General features: G+C 72.3%; 16 protein-coding genes. 6 read left to right on the top strand and 10 right to left on the bottom strand.

The genetic code is table 11. The features are described from left to right. Positions 1–16 precede the first annotated feature (16 nt). The 8 genes from T328_RS10740 to T328_RS10705 are packed head-to-tail and all read right to left on the bottom strand — an operon-like array spanning position 17 to position 9,352. Complete coding sequence (locus T328_RS10740; protein ID WP_496495712.1) at positions 17–1,180, bottom strand: AAA family ATPase; 1,164 nt, start codon at positions 1,178–1,180, stop codon at positions 17–19. After that, positions 1,177–3,180: an ATP-binding protein gene (locus tag T328_RS10735; RefSeq protein ID WP_496495711.1), complete on the bottom strand. Its 2,004-nt coding sequence runs from the start codon at positions 3,178–3,180 to the stop codon at positions 1,177–1,179. The genes T328_RS10740 and T328_RS10735 overlap by 4 nt, the downstream gene beginning before the upstream one ends. Further along, positions 3,177–4,088 carry a hypothetical protein gene (locus T328_RS10730; protein ID WP_496495710.1) on the bottom strand — a complete coding sequence of 304 codons (912 nt, stop codon included), beginning with the start codon at positions 4,086–4,088 and terminating at the stop codon, positions 3,177–3,179. The genes T328_RS10735 and T328_RS10730 overlap by 4 nt, the downstream gene beginning before the upstream one ends. Further along, positions 4,045–5,082, bottom strand: coding sequence for a JAB N-terminal domain-containing protein (locus tag T328_RS10725; RefSeq protein ID WP_496495709.1), 1,038 nt, complete (start codon positions 5,080–5,082; stop codon positions 4,045–4,047). The genes T328_RS10730 and T328_RS10725 overlap by 44 nt, the downstream gene beginning before the upstream one ends. Further along, positions 5,072–6,685 (bottom strand): ubiquitin-conjugating enzyme family protein, encoded by a 1,614-nt coding sequence (locus T328_RS10720; RefSeq protein WP_496495708.1) that lies wholly within the window; start codon positions 6,683–6,685, stop codon positions 5,072–5,074. Before T328_RS10720 ends, T328_RS10725 begins: the two co-directional genes overlap by 11 nt. Continuing rightward, positions 6,682–7,746 (bottom strand): HesA/MoeB/ThiF family protein, encoded by a 1,065-nt coding sequence (locus T328_RS10715; protein ID WP_496495707.1) that lies wholly within the window; start codon positions 7,744–7,746, stop codon positions 6,682–6,684. The genes T328_RS10720 and T328_RS10715 overlap by 4 nt, the downstream gene beginning before the upstream one ends. Further along, positions 7,743–8,489 (bottom strand): hypothetical protein, encoded by a 747-nt coding sequence (locus T328_RS10710; RefSeq protein WP_496495706.1) that lies wholly within the window; start codon positions 8,487–8,489, stop codon positions 7,743–7,745. The genes T328_RS10715 and T328_RS10710 overlap by 4 nt, the downstream gene beginning before the upstream one ends. Further along, on the bottom strand, positions 8,486–9,352 hold the full coding sequence (locus T328_RS10705) for an effector-associated domain EAD1-containing protein (protein WP_496495705.1): 867 nt from the start codon (positions 9,350–9,352) through the stop codon (positions 8,486–8,488). The genes T328_RS10710 and T328_RS10705 overlap by 4 nt, the downstream gene beginning before the upstream one ends. 235 nt (positions 9,353–9,587) lie before the next feature. Between T328_RS10705 and T328_RS10700 the strand changes: the two genes are divergently transcribed. The 6 genes from T328_RS10700 to T328_RS10675 are packed head-to-tail and all read left to right on the top strand — an operon-like array spanning position 9,588 to position 16,301. Beyond that, positions 9,588–11,783 (top strand): serine/threonine-protein kinase, encoded by a 2,196-nt coding sequence (locus T328_RS10700; RefSeq protein WP_496495704.1) that lies wholly within the window; start codon positions 9,588–9,590, stop codon positions 11,781–11,783. Then, entirely contained in the window at positions 11,780–13,624 is a 1,845-nt protein-coding gene (locus T328_RS10695) for a hypothetical protein (protein ID WP_496495703.1), read from the top strand. Before T328_RS10700 ends, T328_RS10695 begins: the two co-directional genes overlap by 4 nt. Before the next feature lie 25 nt (positions 13,625–13,649). Beyond that, on the top strand, positions 13,650–14,870 hold the full coding sequence (locus T328_RS10690) for a hypothetical protein (RefSeq protein WP_496495702.1): 1,221 nt from the start codon (positions 13,650–13,652) through the stop codon (positions 14,868–14,870). After that, positions 14,867–15,448 (top strand): hypothetical protein, encoded by a 582-nt coding sequence (locus T328_RS10685; protein ID WP_496495701.1) that lies wholly within the window; start codon positions 14,867–14,869, stop codon positions 15,446–15,448. Before T328_RS10690 ends, T328_RS10685 begins: the two co-directional genes overlap by 4 nt. Before the next feature lie 14 nt (positions 15,449–15,462). Continuing rightward, positions 15,463–15,654, top strand: a complete 192-nt coding sequence (locus tag T328_RS10680; RefSeq protein ID WP_496495700.1) for a hypothetical protein — start codon at positions 15,463–15,465, stop codon at positions 15,652–15,654. Then, a complete protein-coding gene (locus T328_RS10675; protein WP_496495699.1) occupies positions 15,651–16,301 on the top strand; it encodes a hypothetical protein in 651 nt (216 codons plus the stop codon). The genes T328_RS10680 and T328_RS10675 overlap by 4 nt, the downstream gene beginning before the upstream one ends. A gap of 371 nt (positions 16,302–16,672) precedes the next feature. On the opposite strand, the gene dacB is transcribed toward T328_RS10675, so the two are convergent. Together dacB and T328_RS10665 are read right to left on the bottom strand one after the other, a co-directional pair. Continuing rightward, entirely contained in the window at positions 16,673–18,547 is a 1,875-nt protein-coding gene (gene dacB, locus T328_RS10670) for a D-alanyl-D-alanine carboxypeptidase/D-alanyl-D-alanine endopeptidase (protein WP_496495698.1), read from the bottom strand. Between the two features lie 18 nt (positions 18,548–18,565). Beyond that, positions 18,566–19,744 (bottom strand): serine hydrolase domain-containing protein, encoded by a 1,179-nt coding sequence (locus T328_RS10665; protein ID WP_496495697.1) that lies wholly within the window; start codon positions 19,742–19,744, stop codon positions 18,566–18,568. Positions 19,745–19,842: the final 98 nt, after the last annotated feature.

The following is a 19,842-nucleotide window of genomic DNA, read 5'->3' as shown; positions in this document are numbered from 1 at the left end:
CGTGTCTCCCGGACCCTCACCGGGGCAGGAGAGCGATGGCCTTGTCGATGATATCGAGAAGCTCCTGCTTTGCAGGCTGGTTGTGCGGTTCGGCCGAGTTCAGCCGCAGTTCCAGCCTTCTGAGCTGCTGCAGCACGGGAACGATCGCCGCTCTGGTCGGCCCGGGACCCAACTGCCGCAGCTGGAGCCTCGCTTCGGTGAGGATCCGCTGGGCGTTGTCCGCCGGGCCCTCCGGGTCGCCCTCCGCGACGCCGACAAGCCGGCGCAGGGTGTCGGCGAGGACCTGCTCGTGCTGCGGGTCCGACCAGAAGTGGCGCAGCGGCCACAGGTCGCGCGGCTCCGCCTGCCCGCGCTCGGCGCGCAGGGCCGCCGCGGCCACGAGCCGGGTGCCGCGCACGATGCGCCGGTCCGAGAGGGTGACCCCCTGGGCGGCCAGCTCCTTGATCAGCGCTTGGTACGGCGCCTGCACGTGGCTCAGGTCGACGTGGGACACCTGGCGGCCGAGCCGGTCGAGCGCGGCGAGGGACACGCGTTGGTGATCCGCGCTCGGGGGCCTGGCCGCCTGGGTGAACGCGCGGTGGAGCAGGTCCTCCAAGTGGGTGTCGGCGACCGGGGCGAGTTGGAGGCGCAGCAGGAAGCGGTCCGCGAAGGCGAGCAGGGCGGGGTCCTGCGGGACCGCGTTGGACGCCCCGATCAGCGAGATCAGCGGCACGTTCTGGGCGAGGGTGCCGTGGTGGAAGAGGCGCTCGTTCATGACGGTGAGCAGGGTGTTGAGGATGGGGCTGCCGCTCTGGAAGATCTCGTCGAGGAACGCGATGTGCGCTTCGGGCAGCATGCCCTCGGTGCGTACGACGTGCCTGCCGGCGCGGAACGCCGCGATGTCCACCGGGCCGAACACCTCGGCGGGCTCGGTGAACCGCGTGAGCAGCCGTACGAAGGGCAGCGTGCCGAGGCCCGCCGCGAACCGGGAGACCAGATCGGTCTTGCCGGTGCCGGGCGGCCCGAGCAGCAGCACGTGCTCGCGGGCGATGACCGCGATCTCCAGCACGTCGACCGCGACCCGCCGCCCCACGAACTGGTGCGCCACGTGCACGCCGAGGGACTTCAGCGCACGCACGGCGTCCAGGTCGCCCTGGCTCCACGGCGACGCGCCGACACGCTGCCCGGGTGGCCGCGTCACTGCTGGGTCCCCGCCTTCTGCTCGCGCCGGTCCTGCTGCAACTTGCCGACCAGCATCCCGATCTGACGGGCGGTGAGCGGCTTCTTGTCGAGGTGCTGGGCCACACACGCCTCACTCATCAGCGACCGCAGCTCATCCCCGTTCCTGTTCTCCGTGGCCTCGGCGATGAGTTCGATCAGCTCGTCGTCCAGGGTGACGGCGTACCGCTGGGCGTGCCGCCGCAGGATCGCCCGGCGCGCCGCCAGGTCGGGCAGGCCGATGGCGATGCAGCGGAACCTGCTGGGGCGCTTCAGCGCCTCGTCGATGATGTCGATCCGGTTCGTGGTGCCGATGACCAGGAGCGGGACCTCGGGCCGGAAGCCGTCCATCTCCGTGAGGATCTGTGCGACCACGCTGTTGCCGACCCGGGTGCCGCCGTCGGGGCGGGCCGAGCGCTGCATGGTGATGGCGTCGATCTCGTCGAAGACGATGACGGAGGGCGCGCTCCGGCGGGCCGCGGCGAACACCTCGCGTACCTTGCGCTCGCTCTCGCCCACGTACATGTCGATGACCTCGGGGCCGGAGATCACCTGGATCGTCGCGTTCATCTGGTTGGCGATCGCCTTGGCGAAGAGTGTCTTTCCCGTGCCGGGCGGGCCGTGGAAGATGAAGCCGCGCGGCACCAGTTCGTTGCGTACGCTCTCCATGGCAGGGGGGAAGCCCTGGGCGCGGGAGACGATGGCGAGGGCCTTCAGGATCTCCGCCTTGACGTCGCTGTAGCCGCCGATGTCGTCGAAGACGACCTGCGGGATCTCGAAGTGCGAGGACTGCTGCGCCTTGAAGCTGAGGAGCGTCTGGCGCAGGTCCCTGAGCGTGGCGTCGCTCTTGCCCTCGTGGGTCTGGCGCGCGTAGCGCATGGCCTGCCGCAGCCGGACGGCGTTCATGCCCGCCACGTGCTTGTAGAACTCGATCGGGTTGAACCCTTCGAAGCAGTCCGCCTCCTGCCTGGTCACCAGGGCGCGGCCGAGCGGCACCTTGGTGGTCCCGTCCGGAGTGGCCACCTGCGGGGGCAGGCCCGTGATGGACACCCGGACGCTGAACCGCTCGGCCAGCACGTCGGGCAGCGGCAGCGTGGTGTCGGCGAAGGCGAGCACCAGGCTCTCCGGGTACTCGTAGAGCAACTCGACCAGTTCGCGCGCCTCCGCGTGCCGGCTGAGGTCGTCGCCGCCGCACAGCAGGTCGAGGTGGGGCAGCACGATGACGTCGCCCTCCTTGAGGCTCTCCAGCCGCGAGCGGAGCTGGTGCAGGCGCCGCTGGCGCGGGCTGGCGACGAGGTCGCCCGCCGCCTCCGGGGGCGCGGGTCCGAGGGGCGGGAGTCCGACGGGCGGCACGGTCGGCGGACCCCCGCCCGGACTCCCTCCCGGACCTCCTCCGGGCCCTCCCCCCGGGCCCCGGGGCGGCCCGGCCCCGCCGATCTGCGCGTCGGCCGGCTCCGCGGTCTCCTCCAGGAGGACGCCGCGCCGCTCTGCGAGATCCGTGATGCCCCGCCACAGGTGGGACACGACCAGCTTCTCGGCGATCACCAGGACGGGCAGGTCGTGCCTGAGCAGCGAGGCCACCTGCTGGATCTGGGGCCGGTACGCGAGCTGCACGGCCTCGACGTCGGTCATCTGCACCGGGTGCGCGTCCGCGGCGGCGCCGCCCGCGGCCGGCTTGTGCAGCGACGGCGGGACGTCGGGGCCGGCCGGGGGCGGGGGCCCGGACGGCGGGGGCCCGGACGGCGGCGCGCAGGCGCTCCCGTCGGGATCGAACAGCGGCCTGTCCGGGGGCAGTTCACTCCTGAGCAGGCAGTCCGCGGCGAACTCGCCGAACGGCCGGTCGAGCAGGTCCGCAGGCAGCGGCTCGGTCAGGCGGTAGGCGCCGCGCGCGAGGACGGTGCGCAGGACTTCGCGCGGGTCGGCCGAGTAGAGCGCCCTCCTCTCCTCCTCGGTCTCCGCCACCAGGTACAGGGGGTGTGTCATGGGGTGAGGAACGCCTCCAATCCGGCGCGGGCCTGGAGCCGCGTGTGGATGCGGCAGAGTTCGATCCCGGGCTCGTGGCCGCGCAGACCGCCGCGCTTGCGCAGCTCGTCGGGGTGGCGGTGGACGAGAACCGCCAGTGGGCGCCACCACACCGCGAGCGCCTCGGCCCAGGCGAGCCGGTCCTCGGCGTCCTGCGCGCCGCCGCCCGGCCTGGTCCCGCGCAGGGTGGCGGTGGCCTCGGAGGTGCGGTGCAGCCAGGACCGCCCGTGCGTGAGCAGCGCGGTCTCGTACACGTCGTAGAGCCACTGCCGGTCTCCGGGGAGGTAGCGGTAGCGGTTGAGCAGCCTGCCCCGGTGGCGGGCCACGGCGGGGGAGCGGGGCGGTTCGGCGAGCGCCGAGGTGGCGAGCTGCCGGCCGTCGGGATGCCGGCGCAGCCGGTTGAGCAGGTCGGTGTACGGCTCCGGGGCGTCGTCCGGCGGCTCGTCGAGCAGCGCCGTGAGCGGCGAGTGACGCGTCAGCTCGGCGCGCAGCCACGGCGACCTGGGGCCGTCCGGCGCGGCGAGCACGCGGGCGACCAGGCCGTGCCGGGCGAGCAGGTCGCGCTCGGACTCGGGGGCCGCGAGCAGGTCGAGGGCCGTGGCGAGCCCGGCGGGCACCTGGTGCACGGTGACGGCGACCGCGAGGGGAAGACAGCCGAGGCCGGTCGGCCGGCTGTCGCCCAGGGGAGGGTCGGCCAGCCGCAGCCGGGCGGCCGTCACCGCGGCCAGGCAGGCGAGCAGGCGCGCGGCATCCGCCTCCGGCCCGGCGGCGGCGCGGCGCTCCGGGTCCGTCAGCCGTGGCAACGGGCCGTTCTGCGCGCCGGGTTCACTCGCCGCCCAGCGCAGAAGGCGTAGGACGGTACTGCTCACTGTCCTCATCCCGGCTCCAGAGCGGACAGACCCGCATGGACGTCTCTGTCTGCGCGTAGCAGCGCAGGAGACGGCGGTTGTCATGGATGTTGATGAGCGCGGCGATCTGCCAGGGGCGCCGGAATGTCTCGCGGTGCAGTTCCACATCGGTGACGGAGAGGCCGAACGGGCCGGACGGGGCGAAGAGATGGGTGTGGTACCAGCCGACGAGCTGGTCCTCCGGGTGGCGCTCGGCGTGGACGCGGCGCATGGTGCGGAACGAGTCGCCGGTGAAGGTGAAGTGCATCCGGGAGGCGCCGCTGTGCTCGGCGGGCACCACGTACTCGACCAGCACCACGTGCTGGTCGGGGGCGTCCGGCCTGCGGAACACCTTGCCGAACAGGAACCCGCCCTCCTCCACCTCCCCCGAGAGCGGCAGGTCCTTCTCCAGGAGCCGCTTCACGTCCGGTGACAGCAGTACGGAGACGGGGTGATGGCCCAGCTTCGCTGGGAACCGGGCCGCCTCGGCGTCGAAGTCCGGCACCTGCGGCTCCCGGGCGCGGCGCACCCCGAACGAGAGGCGGGAGGAGCGGGCCACGTCCACGTCGATCGTGCCCGTCACCTCCGGAGGCATCCGCAGTCCGGGCGAGTCCTCGAACGACGGGTCGTCGATGCGGAAGCTCCAGGAGTCCTGGCCGGGGTCGGTCGCCCGCGCCACCCGCGCAATCGCCGGGCCGAGCAGTCCGATCACCGAGTGTCCCTGCCGGTACACCACGCTGCCGTCCACCTGGACGACGACACTGACGTGGCCGAACTCCTGGTCGAGGTACGTGATCCGGGGCGGCCCCGCGTAGGGCGCGGGTTCCGGCCGGGGCGCGAAGGCCAGCACGAAGACCGGGTCGGAGGCACAGTCCTTCAGCTCGTCCGCCAGGGCGTCCTTGAGGAGCGTGGGCAGCGGGAGCCTGCGGGCCGGTTCGTCTCCGCCGTCGCGGTACAGCTCGATCTCAACTGTCATCGCTGACCACGTCCGACTTCCGGAGGCGTAGCGCCCGCGCCGTGGGGCTGTCACCCTCCGGAGCGCCCTCGGCCGACGGCGTGCCGCCGATCGCCGCGATCATCTCTGCCCCCTTCTCCGACGCGGCCCACATGGCCGCACGATCATTGAACCAGCCACTGCCACCGGCGCTTTGGACCCGGACGTCGTAGTTGCGGTACCCCGCCATGTCCACGAGCATCTGGCACAGCTGTCCGAAGTCGAGCGTGGGCCGGTACGACTCGTCGAGCGGCCCCAGGCAGACCAGCCCTTCGGGGAGGTCGCCCCTCGGCTCGGGCATGATGTTCGGGTGGAAGACCGGGCTGAGCCAGATCACCGCCGGGGCCTCCAGCGGGAACTTCGCCCCGAGCAGGATCACGGCGCTGTGCTCGGGCTGCGGCTGCGGCAGCGCGCAGGGCGAGTCGTCGTCGGGCGGCCGGAACCCCGGCGCCCGGAACCGGATGTCGTACTCCGTGGGGAAGTCCGGGTCGTCGACGCGGTCCACCCAGAACTCCCGGCGCTCGTTGGCGTAGCGGAAGATCTCCCGGCGTACCCGCAGGATCGCCTGGATGCGCAGCTGTGTGACGCCGGCCGTGCTCTCGGGGTAGACGTTGAGGGTGTCGCCGTCGCGGACTCCGGCGTCGTGCAGCGACAGCGAGGGGTCGAGGCGCTGGAAGCTGCCGTCCGGCATGCACAGGTCGACCACGGTGCGACGGCGGCGGCGCAGCCGGTCGCGGATGGGGCCCGAGTCGTAGCGGGCCAGGACCGCCGACGCGATGTCGCTGACCGGAGTCGTGGACGGCACCCCGGACAGGTCGAAGGGCTGCTGGTCCGGGCCGAACGCGCGGACCAGCTTCAGCAGGTACGGGCGGTGGTCGCACTCCTGCTCCAGGATCTCCAGGTCGGCCGGTGCGCCCGCGTCGACGAGGCGGCTGCGCAGCGCGTCCAGGCGGGCCTGCGGCAGCGGTTGTGACAGAAGCACGGCGACCTGGCCGACCGCGGCGTCGTCGTCCGCGCTCACGTACAGGAGCGTCGACTTGACGTCCTCCTCCCAGACACCGCGGATGAACTCGCCATGGTGGCTGTCCGCGACGAAGACGAGGATGTGGCAGGGCTCGGCGGCGGGCGTCGAGTCGTCGGCCGACCTGGTGCCGGCGCCGGTGATCCCGTCGTCGGTGGCGTCGGGACCCGGCTGTTCCGTGCCGTGCTCGGCCGGATGCGGGCCTGTGGCCGCAGCGTCCGTTCTTTCGGGTGCCTCCGGCTCCCGGGAGGCGGACTCCGGCGGGCCCGAGGTGCCTGCTGCGCTCAGACTCCCGCCGCTTTCGACCACCGCGAAGGCTTCGCTCACCACGGGGTTGCCCGGATATGCCGCTGCGACCGTGCGGACGAGCAGCGCGTCGCCGTCGACCAGTACTCCGGCGTCGAGCTTCTGCCGGACGATCCGCCAGAACTCCTGGAGGGTGTCCACGCGGACGTTCACCCGGTCCTTGGGGAACTCGATGGAGTCCAGGAAGATGTGTGACTCCGCCATAGTCAGGATGCTCGCGAGTTCGGCGTAGAACCGGTCCTTGAGTGTGTTGTTCACGCGAATGCCTCTTCGTACGGGTGGGGGGCGGCGGCGAGTTCTGCGTAGCGGGGCCGGGAAGGCTCCGGGCCTACGATGCCGAGAAGCTCACGTGGGGCGACGCCGAGAGCCGACAGGGTGGTGTCCGGCGGCGCCGCACGCAGGCGGAAGGTGGTGGCGAGCCGGAAGCGGTCGCCGCCGCCGGCGCGCGGGAATCCGGCCCAGGCCAGCGGCTCCTCGTCGGCCCGTACCGCCTTCAGGAGGTCGCCCACGGGGGCGTCGGCGCCGAACGGCAGCCTCGTCACGTCCTGCGGCCGGATGCGTTCGTGCAGCGGACAGTCCGGGTCGGGGCGGTCCATCGGCCCCCGCGGTGCCACGGCCCCGGCCGCGCCGGACGAGCTGATCCGCAGCGGCCGGCGTTCCACCGGCAGGCCGAGCAGCAGCCGCACCGCATGGCTGGCGAGCCACGACCCGACGAGGAAGGACACGGCGGCGGTCGCGCCGATCGGCACGGAGGCACGCGGCACCGCGCACGACCACGGGCTGTCCTGCGCCAGGAGTTCCGCCTCGTCGAGCCCGCAGCCCCAGCAGCGTCCGCCGGGCACGAAGTGGGTGACCTGGCCGCCCCACTCGTGGGTCCCGCCGTCCAGCAGCGCGGCGCCGACCAGATTGCACCGGGTGGCGAGTTCGACGCGGGCGCTGACGCTGTCGAGGCAGCCCACCACCAGCTGGGCGTCGCGCAGCTCCGCGAGGCCGACCCCGGAGAGCAGCGGCGCCGTGCGGGGCTCGGTATGGACGTCCGGCGCAAGCCGGTCGAGCGCGTCGGCGGCGGCCACCGCCTTCGGACGGCCCAGGTCGGCCGTGGTGAACAGGGGGCAGCGGCTGAGGTTGCCGGGCTCCACCACATCCGGGTCGCACAGCAGCAGCCGGCCGACCCCGGTGAGGGCGAGCGTCTGGGCGAGGATGTTGCCCAGGGCGCCGACGCCGAGCAGGACGACCGTGGCGGCGCCGACGCGGTCCTGGTCCCAGCCCGGTACCAGCTCGTGCCGGTCGTAACGGGACGGCGCACGAGGGCCGTTCACAGGCTCTCCCTCGGGGCGTTCACCGTCAGGCACGGGATGCTGCCGTGCTCTTCCTTCCACTCGTCGTAGCAGAGGCTGCCCCGGTCGGGGTCGCGGTGGATCGCCCACTGGCAGGACGGGGCTGTGGGCGAGCAGGTGCAGTGGATGACCAGCTCTCCAGGGCGCAGCGTCATCCCGCAGACCCAGCAGGTGAACCGGGTGGGCGGGCCGCCCTGCACCCCGGCGTGCAACGCGAGCAGCGGATGTCCCGGCCACAGGCGCACCGGGTGCAGCTCGGCGGGCGGCGGGTTGGCCGCGTCGAGGCCCTCGTGGAACTCGGTCGCCGCCCGGCTCATGTCGTCCGCGCCGGGGGCGGCGCAGCTCGCCTTCGGGCCGTGGTGGCGGAGCACCGGGCGCCGGGTGCCGGGCGCGCGCTCGATGGTGACCTCCTCGCCCAGCCGGAACGTGTGGTGGCAGGTCGGGCACCGCTGCTCTATCTGGCCCAGCTTGTCGAGGAGTTGGGCGGTCACCACGGTTGCGTCCGGCACGTCCGCGACTCCCTCGCCCGGCCTGCCCGGCCCGCCCGGCTCGCCTGTCCCGGGTCCGGCCGTCGTGCTGCCGCCCGCGAGCCCGAGCTGGAACTCCTGCCGGAGTTCGCTCAGCCGATCGGGACCGCCGTCCACCGAGGCGGAGAGGCTCTCACGGGCGCGGCGGCGCCGGGCCGCCAGGTCGACGCCCTGCCAGGCCCGGGCATCCTCGCTCATGCGCCGGACCGCTCCCCGAGCAGGCGCCCGCCCAGGCGCAGGCGCAGATCAGGGGCGCCGCCCGCGGCCATCCGGATGGCCGCACGGCCCATCGCGAACGCCTCGGGGACGGACCGGCCGTGGCTCAGCGCGCCGTAGAAGTCGCGGCTGAACGCCAGCGTGGCCGGGTCCGGCAGCGGCGCGTCACAGCCGATCGCCGCCCGCGTGCTCTGGTCGAAGCGGTTCAGCTCGCGCCCCAGGTGGCAGGTCATCAGCACCAGGGCGTGGATCCCGCCGTACGACGTGAGCGCCTCCGCCAGCCAGGCGGCGCGCACGGGCGCCACATCGCCGTCGTCCCCCTCCATGAGCAGGAAGCCGTTGGGGGAGCCGTGCCCGGCGAAGTGCACGATGTGCGGCTCCTCGGCCAGCAGCGCGGGGATCACGTCGCGGTTCCGGGCGGCGACACGGATCCGCATGTCGAGGTGGCGCCCGCGGCCGACGGCCGCGGCCTCCTGGCTGTTGCGGAACTCCTCCGACTGCTGCAGCGGTGGCGGGCCGTGCGGCGCGGAGATCAGGAACAACACCGTTGCCGGGTCGGGCAGTTCGCCGCCTTCCGGTTCGGCCGCCCCGGTGAGGAGCCGGTGCAGCTGCGGATGGTTCGGGTACTCCAGGGCCGCGGCCTCGAGTAACCCTGTCAGCGTGACCGGGAAGGCGCCGTTGTCGACCTTGGTGCACGTGGCGTACCAGAACTCCTGCGGGGTGCCGCCGGACAGCGTCGGAAGACGGGCCAGATCGACTCCGAGGGGATCGAGCAGCCGGCGCACCTCGGCCTCACCCTGGAACAGCTCGGCCAGCGCCAGATGCGCGTCCCGCCTGAGAGTCATCAACGTCCCCCTCTTCCCCTGAGGTCGTGCGGTCCCAAGCTACCGTGACGAGCAGTCACCTGGCCGTCACATGCAAATAGTTGATCAAGGTCAGAAAAATGTCGGCTGATTTGCGCGCAGGGCCGGCGCAGGATCTGCAACCGGCGTTGGCGGCACATGCATCTGTGGTAGATAGAGCACTGGTGGGCCGTTTGGGCGTGGGCGCGGGCCGGAGCGGCGGGGGAAGGGCGGAGCGGTGGGAGACGAGTTCAGGGGCGAGCGGCCCGGTGCGCGGCAGGGAGAGAGCAGGATCTTCCGGCTCGGCGCCGCCACGGGCGACGAGGCGGCGATCCGCGGCGGCTTCCGACTGTACCGTCGGCGCCTGGCCGTGAGCGGCAGCCAGGTCATGGTCAAGGAGCCGGTCGCGAGCACCGATGCCCCGTACCTCGACCACGAGTTCGGGGTCACCGAGACCCTCGTACGTGCCTACGGCCCCGAGCAGGTGCCGCAGCAGCTCCCCCGGGTTCTCGCCCGTGACCGCGACCAGGAACGGCCGCGGCTGCTGCTGGACTGGCGCGGTGACTGCCTCGGCGACTGGCAGGACCCCGACGCACTCCACGACGGAGGTGCACTCGTACCCGCGGTCCGGGACCTGTTCACCGCGCTCGCCGCGCTGCACGAGTGCGGCTTGGTGCACGGCGCGGTCTCGCCGGAGCACCTGTGGTGGGACGGGGGCGGGCTGCAACTCGCCGGCCTCGACCGGGCGCTGTACGCGGGGGCGCGCGCCCACGACCGCCCCCCGACGCTCTGGGACCCCCCGGGCCGGGCTCCCGGCCGGGAGGCCCGGACCCAGGACGACGTGTACAGCGCGGGCCTCGTCACCTTCTGGCTCGCCACCGGGGAGACACTCCCGTACGGCGCGGACCAGGAGGACATCCGCGGCAGGCTCGACCTGTACGACGTCTGGGTCGGAGACCTGCTGCGCTACGTCTTCCCCGGGCCGGGCGGCGCCCCGCTGCCCTCGGCCGAGTCGGTGCGCCAGCGCCTCACTCCCCGGATCGAATGGCTCTTCCCGGATAGCGTGCGCAAGCAGCTGGAAGAGCGCATCCGCGAGGCCGACGCGGAGTTCACCCGGCTCCGCCAGCGCCAGGCGACGTTCAGGAGCAGCAGGGCGGTACGCCCACGGCCCGCCGGGGTCCCGCCTCCTCCCGGCGCTGCACCGCCAGGGGACGCAGCTGGGGCTGGACGGCCGCCCGGCCCGTGGCGCAGGCTCTTTCGCCGGAGCAGGCAGGCCGCCCCAGCCGTGCCTCCGCCCCCTGCCCCGTGGCGTGTCGAGTGCCCGGTGTGCCTGACCGAACTCGACTGGAACACGCTGCCGCGCACGGTCGACGACGGCTCCGGCGAACTGGTGCCGCTCGAACCCGGCCGGCACCAGCTGGGAAGCGCCGCCGAGAGAGCCCAGGAGGTACGGACCTACCGCACCTGCCCGGGCACCAGCGCGGTCGACGGGCACAACCTGCCCGAGCGCTACCCGTCGTTCGGCACGGAGCCGGTGCGCATCGGCCTGGTGGGCGCCTCCAGCACCGGCAAGAGCCATCTCCTCGCCGCGATGATCCACGGGATCACCGACGCGGAGGTGGCGTCCCGCCACGGATTCACCGTGGAAGGGCTCGACCAGCGGCAGTTCGGCGACTACCGGCGCAGGGTCATCGACCCGCTCGTCGGCGACCGCCAGGAACTCAAGCTGACCCCCGGAACCGCCCGCCTGCACTTCGCGGCCGGCCTCGTCGTCACGGACCGTGCCACCGGACGCCATCACTCGGTCGTCTTCTTCGACGTGGCAGGCGAACGGCTGGCACACACGGGCCCCGAGGTCGACTACCTCAACCGGCTCGGCGGTCTCATCTGCGTCGTCGACCCGATGAGCGTGCGCGGGCTCGCCCGCCTCGGTCGCGACCCCGCATCGGGAGTGGCAGGCGACGTCTCCGTCCGGGCGGTGCTCCAGCGGCTCAAGGCGAGCAGGCCGGAACGGGGCGAGGAGTTCCTGCGCCTCCCGTGCGCCCTGGTGGTGACCAAATCGGATCTGCTGCGGCACCGCGGCTACGACGAGGTCGAGCCCTGGCTGCCGCGCGGCCTTCCGGGCCCCGACGGCGTCGGCCCGCGCGCCCCGGGCGCCGTGGACCAGGAGAGCAGGGCGGTCTACCGGATGCTCCGGGTCCGCGGCGGCGAACGGTGGCTTGACCCCGTCAAGGAGTGCGAGAACGCCACGCTCCATCTGGCGTCCGCCACCGGCACGGTCGCCAACGACCACCTCGACCCGGACGGCGTGCGGCGTTTCCCGGCCGCCTCGTTCGGGCAGCACCGCGTCGTGGAGCCACTCCTCTCCCTGCTCGCCATGAAGGGCGTCCTGACCGGTACCGGGCAACTCGGAGGGGAACGTAGCGCCTTATGAACCAGCCCTCCCCCGCGCCGCCCTACGCCGACCTGCTTGTCTATCGCTCGACCGAGCGCTCGCTCCTGGGCGGCTCCGGCGTGGGTCCCGTCTCGACCTCGCTCGACGACGAGCAGTTGCGCCGCTGGGACGGCCGGCTCGACTCCCTGCTGTGGGCAGCCGAGGGCAGCACGCGAGACGGCTTCCTCTACACGCGCCATGCGGACACCGCCGCCATGCTGCGCAAGCGGCCCGTCCGGGACCGGAACGGCCGCGTCGGGTCCTCGCTCACCCACGCCCTCATTGGCCCGGCCGACTGGCTGGACCCGCCCCTGGCGCTGGCCTTATGCCGCAGCGACTGGGCGGGCTGGCTGCCCCCGTACGGCGCTGACGGCAGCAAGGAGCGGCTGCAGCGGGTGCCCCTCGGCGAGCTGCGCAAACACCTCAAAGGCACGGGCGACACGCTTGCGGCCGAGGCGCGGGAGGCGCCGGTCGGCCTGCTCGTGCCGCTGGCCGCCGCCGTTCTCGACGCCCCGGGCGAGCCCGTCACCGTCGTGGACTCGCCACTGCCACCCGAGGTGGTGCTGTGGGCGCTCCACGGCGTTCTCGGCCCGCTGACCGCGGGGGAGTGGACCTTCGCCACCCGCGAGAACAGTGACAGCGGTCCCGGACTGCCACGGTTCGTCTTCGTCGACGGTGCCGACCGCGGTTCGCTCTACGCACCGAGTGACCGGCGGTCGGTCCGCGCCGCGGACGCCGGCACGGCGGAGACCCCGGGCGGGCAGCAACCGGCCGAGGCGGCGTCCGCCGACGGCGGCACCCGTGAACTGGCCGCGCAGCTCGTCGAACTCCACCGCCGCCGCGGCTCCGAGGGCCTGGAGCGGCTGCTGCCCACCCACCGGCTGAGCACCGCGGGCGAGGTGGCCTCCTGGCAGCAGGCCCACCAGATGGCTCCGGGCGTTCTCGCCGACGTACGGATGCTCCTTGAGGACGCCCTGGCCGGCCGGCTCGAACCGGCGGCCCGGACCTACCTGGCCGGCGCGGCGGTTCTGCCCCGCATCGAGGTCCAGCTGCGCCAGACGGACGACGTCACACTCGCCGGGCTGGTGCGGGCCTGGGCGCCCCATCGCGCCGATCTGCAGCCGTACGCCGAGGTCCGGGACCTCATGCACCGGACGGTCCTGCGTCGGCTGCTCTCGTCCCAGCCCGGTGACGACGCCGCCCTCCTCGGCGCCCTGTGGGAATCCCACCCGCATCTGTCGGTGACCCGCGACGCCATCCACACGGCGCTGCAGTCGGCGTGGGGTAGGGGCGTGGCCGTGGACGTGGTGCGCATCCTGCGGGTGGCGCAGCGGGCCGGCCTTGGGAGGGATGAACAGGCCGGCCTCCGCGCGAAAATGGTCGAAAGGACGCCGTCCTGGCAGCTGATCGAGCAGGTCCACCGGATCGCCGAGGCCGCCCCGTCCCTCGGCCGCGCGGTCCTGGCCGACTGCGCCCGCCGGAAGCCGCCGCGCGGCGACGAGCGCGAGCAGCTCATGAACGTTCTGCACCACCGGGCGTTCCTCGCCGAGGCGGTCCCCGCGCTGGCGGGCGACGACCCGGGCACGGCCGTGCAGCTGTACGCCTCCCTGGTCGCCTGCGTGGCGGGAGGGTCCGTGGGGCGGGAGGACGTCGAGGACGTGCTCGCCCTGGCGGGTCGCAGCTGCCCGCCGGCCCTCCTGAGGGCGCTGTACGAGTCGGCGTCGAACCGCCGCGCGCGGCGCTTCGTCGAGCGGATCGTCACGGAGGAGTACTTCCGCAGACACCCGGTGCGCGGCGACCGGAACGAACCACCCACGGACCCGTCCGACACGGGCCGGTGAAGACGGGGAAGAGAGGCGCACGGGGATGGGGAAGCAGACCGAGGGGAAGCGGCGCGAGGGGGAGCAGAGCGAGCCGCCGAGTCCGCTGAAGACGGCGGGCGTGACCCTCGAAGGGCTTGCGGAACGCAGCCCGGGGGAGTCGGGCAGGACAGTGCTCCGGCACATCGCGCGCGAGGCGCAGGAGGGCGGCCTGGCCCTGGCCGGCGTCGACCTGATCACTGCGTATCCGCCCGAAGTCCTGGTGCCCGACGGCCAGTTCCAGCGCGGTCGCTGGGCGGCCAGGTTGGCGACGCTGCGGGACGTCTTCGTGTTCGTGCCGATCGTCGTGACCTGGATCTCGCTGTGGCTCGCCTTCGACGACTTCGAGGAGGAACCGGCCGACACGAACTTTCTGCATGTCTGGTCGCACGGGTTCGGCGGTACGGCCATTGGGCTGGTGGTGGGCCTGGTGAGCGCCGTCGTCCTGTTTACCCTCCTCCTGCACGCAATGGACGAGGCTGCCTCGAACGACGCCCTGCGGCAACAGGTGGCGGAGCAGCTCCTGGTGATCAACGCCGAGGTGTCCATCGCTGTCGCGGGCGACGCCGCCCAGCTGTCCAGCGGCAAGCTGGTGCAGATCGGGCAGGAGATCACTGTCGCGACCGGCGACCTCGCCGAGACGATGCGGGCCGGCACCGAGCGGCTTGTTTTTTTCTTCGAACCGGGCCCGGAGGGGGGCTTCACCCAGGCGCTGGAGAAGTGGAGCAGCTCCGCTGACGAACTCGGCGCCATGGGCCGTTCGCTGACGGTGCCGCACGGCATGCTGCGGGACTTCACCGCCATGCGTGACCGGCTGTCCTCTGAGGAGCAGGCGACCCGCGACGCGCTGCAGGCCCTGGTCGCGGAGCTGGGCGAGGCGACCGAGACCTCCCGGGTCTCCGACCTGGCGCACAGCAGGGTCGCCGAGGTCGTCGTCGAGGGCAGTCGCCAAGTGGCGCTCGCCATGGAGAAGTTCGTCGCGTCGAGCGAGAGCCTCCACGGATACATGACCGTGCTCCAGCGCGTGCTCGATCGCCTCGACTCGGGCTGGACGGCAGAACCGCAGGCGGGCCTGGCCATGAGCAACGCCGAGCCCTACCCGATGCCGGGCCCGAGGGGTGAGCAGCCGAACGGGCACGGCAACGGTGGCACGCGCGGCGCCGAGCGCTCCGCGGGCGCCGAGCGACCCGGTGGGGTCGACGGGTGGTACGAACCGGAGGGCGAGTGAAGCGCCGAGGCGTCGGCCGCCGGGCCGGGATGGCGCCCCGGCACCTGGCGGGCTGGCTGTTCGCGGACCTGTTCCTGGTGCTCTTCATCATCGCCCTTGGCATGCTTTCCACGGGGGCCGACGAGGGTGACAAGTCACGTGAACCGGATCCGAGCACCACGCCCTCGCCCACCAAATCCGAGAAGCCCCCGGAGCAGGGCCCCGGCGGTCTCGACCCGGACTACCGGCCCATCACGGTCGAACTTAGCCGCGATTCCACGAGCCGGGCGAGCGGTAGGGGCAGCCTCTCCAAAGGAGACGCCGCCAAGGTGCGCGCCGCCGTGCGCAAGGAGATGCGCCGTACGTCCGACGGGCGCCGCATCGGCATGGTCATCACCTGGGGCCTGGGGCCGCAGACCAGCCTCGATGCCGCCACCGCACTGGCAGACGACACGAACCGGGCGCTGCGCAAGGGCGGGCAGGACACCTTCTGCGGCTCCAACGTGGGTATGCGCTCGCTGTGGAAGGGGAGGCTGCAGGCCGATGCGGTGAAGATCGAGATCTACTACGTCAACGCCTGTGCCGACGACGAGTTCTGAAGGAGCACCCGCGCATGGCAACCCTCGAGCCCGCTCAGCCGCCGGAGGCCGGCGCGGTCCGGTTCACCGAGGACGGCAGGGTCGAGTACTACGACGGCACCGTCTGGGCGGCGTACGCCGAACTGCCAGACGGGGGCGACAGCCCGCTGCTCCGCGGCGGCGACGGCAGCAGTAGCGAGGCCGGCGACCAGGGCGGAACCCGGTGACGACACCGCAGCCGCACGCCGAACCAGCCTCGGCGCTCAGCTCGGCTCAGGCCGCGGTCGCCGATATGCGGGCCACCGCGCGCTGGACCATCGCTGCCACAGCGGCCGTGGGCGGGCTGCTGCTCGGCGGGGTGCCGCTAGCCGCAATCGGGAACGCCCGGGGGGCCACCGACATCGGCCTCGCCGTAGCCGGCCTCGTCCTCGCCCTGGCCGGTGTCGGCTGGGCCATTTGGTGGACCCAGGAGGTCTTGAAGCCGCGCTTCGTCACTCTGCGGGCCGTCGCCGAACCGGAGCTGGCGGGGCTCCGCCGGGAGATCGCTGCTGCGCCTGAGACGTTCTTCGGCCCGTTCGGCGACTCCGTGGAGGCTCTGGGCCGAGCCTGCACGCTGCATGCCAGAGTTGCCGTCGGACTCACCGAACTGCTGGCCGGGGAGCAGGACGAGGCCCGCCGCGCCATCGCATCACACCGGCTCGACGCGGCCCGTGCCAACCTGGCCCACGCCACGGCCCGTCGCCAGACACTTCTGGAACTCGTCCTCGCGTGGCAGGTCTCCGAGGCCCTCCGCCGCGCCCGCTTGCAGACTCTGCTCGGAGCGCTGGCCGTTCTGGCGGGTGCGCTACTGTTCCTGATCGCCACGCGCAATTGACTTACGAGTCCGCGATGTGCCGCCCGTGCCCGTCCCCGCGATGGCAGGCCCCGCCCTGAGCCCCGACGCGTACGGCACCGGCAGAGGACGATGACCAGTATCTTCAAAACCCGATCAGGGAGAAGCGGCGCTCCGACGACCCCACCGACGGCATCAAGCTTCCGCGCGCGGGATCCGACGCCGTCGACGAGGACAAAACCCCCGTCCTCCATGAGGTTGACCTCACTGCCAAGCAGATCTCGCCCCAGTACCGGCTCACGATCTACCTTCGAAGCCGGTGCTGGGCTACGGATCAGCGAGACCCTCGCGTTCTCCGCCGACCGCCACCGCGACGGGCTTCGTCCGATTCGCCGCCAGGCCAGCGCCAAGGCTCACTGCGAGGACTGCCTCACCCGGTTCACCTCGCTCAAGCACCGCGCCGAGAGTGAGTACCGCGACGTCCTCACCCCTGCCTTCCTCGCCGACGAGATCGAGGCCCACCTACGGCAATGGGGCACCAGGGCCACGGGCGGCGTCGAGACCCTCTGCGCCCCGCGCGAGCACGGCAAGCGCACCATGCCCACCGCCACCACTACGCCTACCACTTCCGCAAGGCACTCACAGAAGCGGGCATCTTCAAGCCTGGCGCAGTCCCGAGTGCACCCCCCACGCCCTGCGGCACTTCTCCGCCTCCACAGCTCTGGCACACGGCGTCCCGATCCACGAGGTGTCCCCCTGACTCGGCCGCAAATCGATAAAGACTGCCGTCGATGTACACGCCCGCCGGGCAGCTCGATCAGCCCCACCAGCGCGCGGTCGGCGTGGTCGGGACCCTTGCCACCACCGGTCTTGGCGAAGACATGACCGGCGGCGGGCGAATCCACCTGGACCTTGGCCAGGGTTCCGTCCCTGCCCATGATGGGCAGAGCCTGGCGATACTGCGGCAGATAGGCCTGGCGCGCGATGTGGGTCAGGAACTGGACGAAGAAGTCCGGGGAGTACTTGCCCTCCTCCGAGCCGGGTGGCTGCGGATCAAGGCCGGCCTGTACGAACAGCGCGCTGCGCATCTCCTCGTACGCCGCCTCCGGCTCGTCGTGCTCGTGGCCCGCGATCGCGCCGACGACGTACGGCCAGTGCGCGGCGTGCGGATTCGAGCTCAGCTTGAGCATCACCTTCACCGCCTCCGACAGCGGCGGGGAAACCAGCGCGGCCACCTCGTGCCGCGGCGTTCCGGGCGCAGCCGATACGTCGGCATCAAAGGCGTGCACGACCTCGATTCCCTTGTCCCGCAACGCTTCGGTGAAGGCCAGCTCCGCGAACCGCACCGGGCCGGGGACGTCGTAAGGCCGCAACGTGTCGAAGCCGTCGAGGAGGGGGACGGTGCCGGTGAGCCGCACCGTGTGGGTGCCGTCCGGTCGCTCGACGTCGTCGGCGAACGTCAGCTGCCGCGGCGTCTCGTCCGGTGCGACCGTCGTCACCTCGTTGGTGATGTCGACGTATCCCAGCTGCGGTGTCACCTGCAGCACCGCCCGATCGCCGACGCCGCTGCCGGGCTTGACGACCACGTCGACGATGTTGTCGTTGACCATCATCGGCGTGATCGGCACCACGGCGCCGTTGCCGGTCGGCTCCTCGCCGTGGCGGAACAGCGAGGCATCCACCAGCACGCGGCCGTCGATCCGCCGGACGCCGCGTGCTGCCACCTGGTCGGCGAGGTCGCGCAGTGACCGGAGCGGGTCGCCCGGCACCGGAATCGAGTCGTCGCCCCCGTAGGAATGATCCGCGGTCCGCAGCCAGAGCGAGCCGTCCGGCTGGATGCGTCCGCCCAGCAGCAGGTCACCGCCGGCCACCAGCACCAGATCTCCTCTGAGCACGCCGCGCACGACGGGGCCGGTGCGGTGGACCGCGGTGCGGATCCGGTGGTCCGGCCCAAGCATCTCGTACGCCGTGCCGGCGATGAAGTGCTTCCTGGCCGAGGCGGGGTTCATCGGGCGGTCGGCGGCCATCGCGTAGAGGGGCTCGGACGCGCCCACTTCCTGGAACCGCATGGCCCAGACCGCGTCGGCGAACTCGGGCCGCCCGGTGATCTCCCGGATCCTGGCGTCCAGCGCGGCCCCAGCCGGACTCGTCCGGCCAGGGCTCGTGCCGGCGGCGTGCGCGGCACCGGGAACCGCCAGTACGCCACCGGCGCCGAGCGGGACGGCGGCCAGCATCCCCAGTACCGAACGTCGGGACCGCTCACCCGCGGACCGTGGCTGGTCAGTCATGGCAGCAACTCCCTTCCGTCACCGTGCGCCGGTGATGAGCTCGCGGGCCTTGTCACTGACGTCATTCGCCACGTCGTCGTAGTTGCACAGCACCACGGCGACCCAGCCCGACTCGGGGAACCACTCCACGTTGTTGCTCGCCCCCTGAGAGCCGCCGTTCTTCGCGTAGGACCACTGGCCGTTGGTGAGGCGGGCGGTCATCCCGTAGCCGGCGAAGCCGTCTTTGTCCGTCAGGGGCAGCTTCGGGCTGGCGACGAGATAGGCGTTGGCGCGGTCGAGCAGTGTCTCGCCGTCCTGGAAGGCGTGTGCGAAGCGGGTCAGGTCCGGTGCGCTGGCGAAGGCGCCGCCCGCAGGCGTGCCGATCAGGAGATTGCGGGCGAGGACGTCGACCCGTTCGCCCTCTTGCAGGGCGTAGGGGTGGGCGACGCGCCGGTCGCCGAGCACCTCGGGGGTGGTGGAGAAGTCGCTGCTGGCCATGCGGGCCGGCGTGAAGAGGTGCTCGCGCATGTAGTCGTAGTAGGGCTGCCCCGACACCTGCGCCACGATCGCACCCAGGATGATGAAGCCGGCGTTGCTGTAGGACTCGGCGGTGCCTGGCGTGAAATCCGGCTTGAGGGTCCGGACGTAGGCCATCAGGCCGTCCCAGAACTCCTCGACGGTGTCCCAGTTCTTCGCCTGCTCGAAGAACTCCGGGCTGTGGATGTCGCCGAGGCCGGAGGTGTGGGTGAGCAGCTGGTGCATGGTGACGGTTTTGGCGACCTCGGCCGGGAATCCGTCGAGGTAGGTGCCGACCGTCGCGCTGTAGGGGAGTTCGGGCTGCTGGGCGAGTTGGGCGAGCGCGACGGCGGTGAACGCCTTGGGGATCGATCCGATCAAGAACTTGGTGTCGGGCCCGTTGGCGATCCGTCGTGCCTTGTCGGCCCAGCCGTGGGAGCGGGACAGCACGGTCTCGTTCCGATGGGTCAGCAGGACGGTGCCGGAGACGGCGTCCTCGGCGGCCAGCCGGTCGAGATACCGGTCGAACTCGCCGCCGGGTCGCAGCTCGTCGGGTACCTGGCCGGATCGGGGCGAGTCGTCGGTGCCGGCGTCGGCGGTGACGCCGATCGCCAGCACGCCGCCGGCGGCCAGCGGTGCGACGCCGAGTGCGGTGACGACGGATCGGCGGGACAGCCGGGATGGTTCGCGGTGCTTGGTCATAGGCGCGAGCGTGCCGGTCGCTGGTCAGGATCTTGTCAGGATCGTGTCCGCCCGCTGTTTTCTTAGCCGATTCACAGGTACGTGGGAGAGACTCCCGG

It is taken from the genome of Streptomyces sp. CNX435 (genome assembly GCF_059570575.1).
The sequence above is the reverse complement of the archived record's forward strand: the minus strand, read 5'-3'. Positions and strand labels throughout refer to the sequence as shown.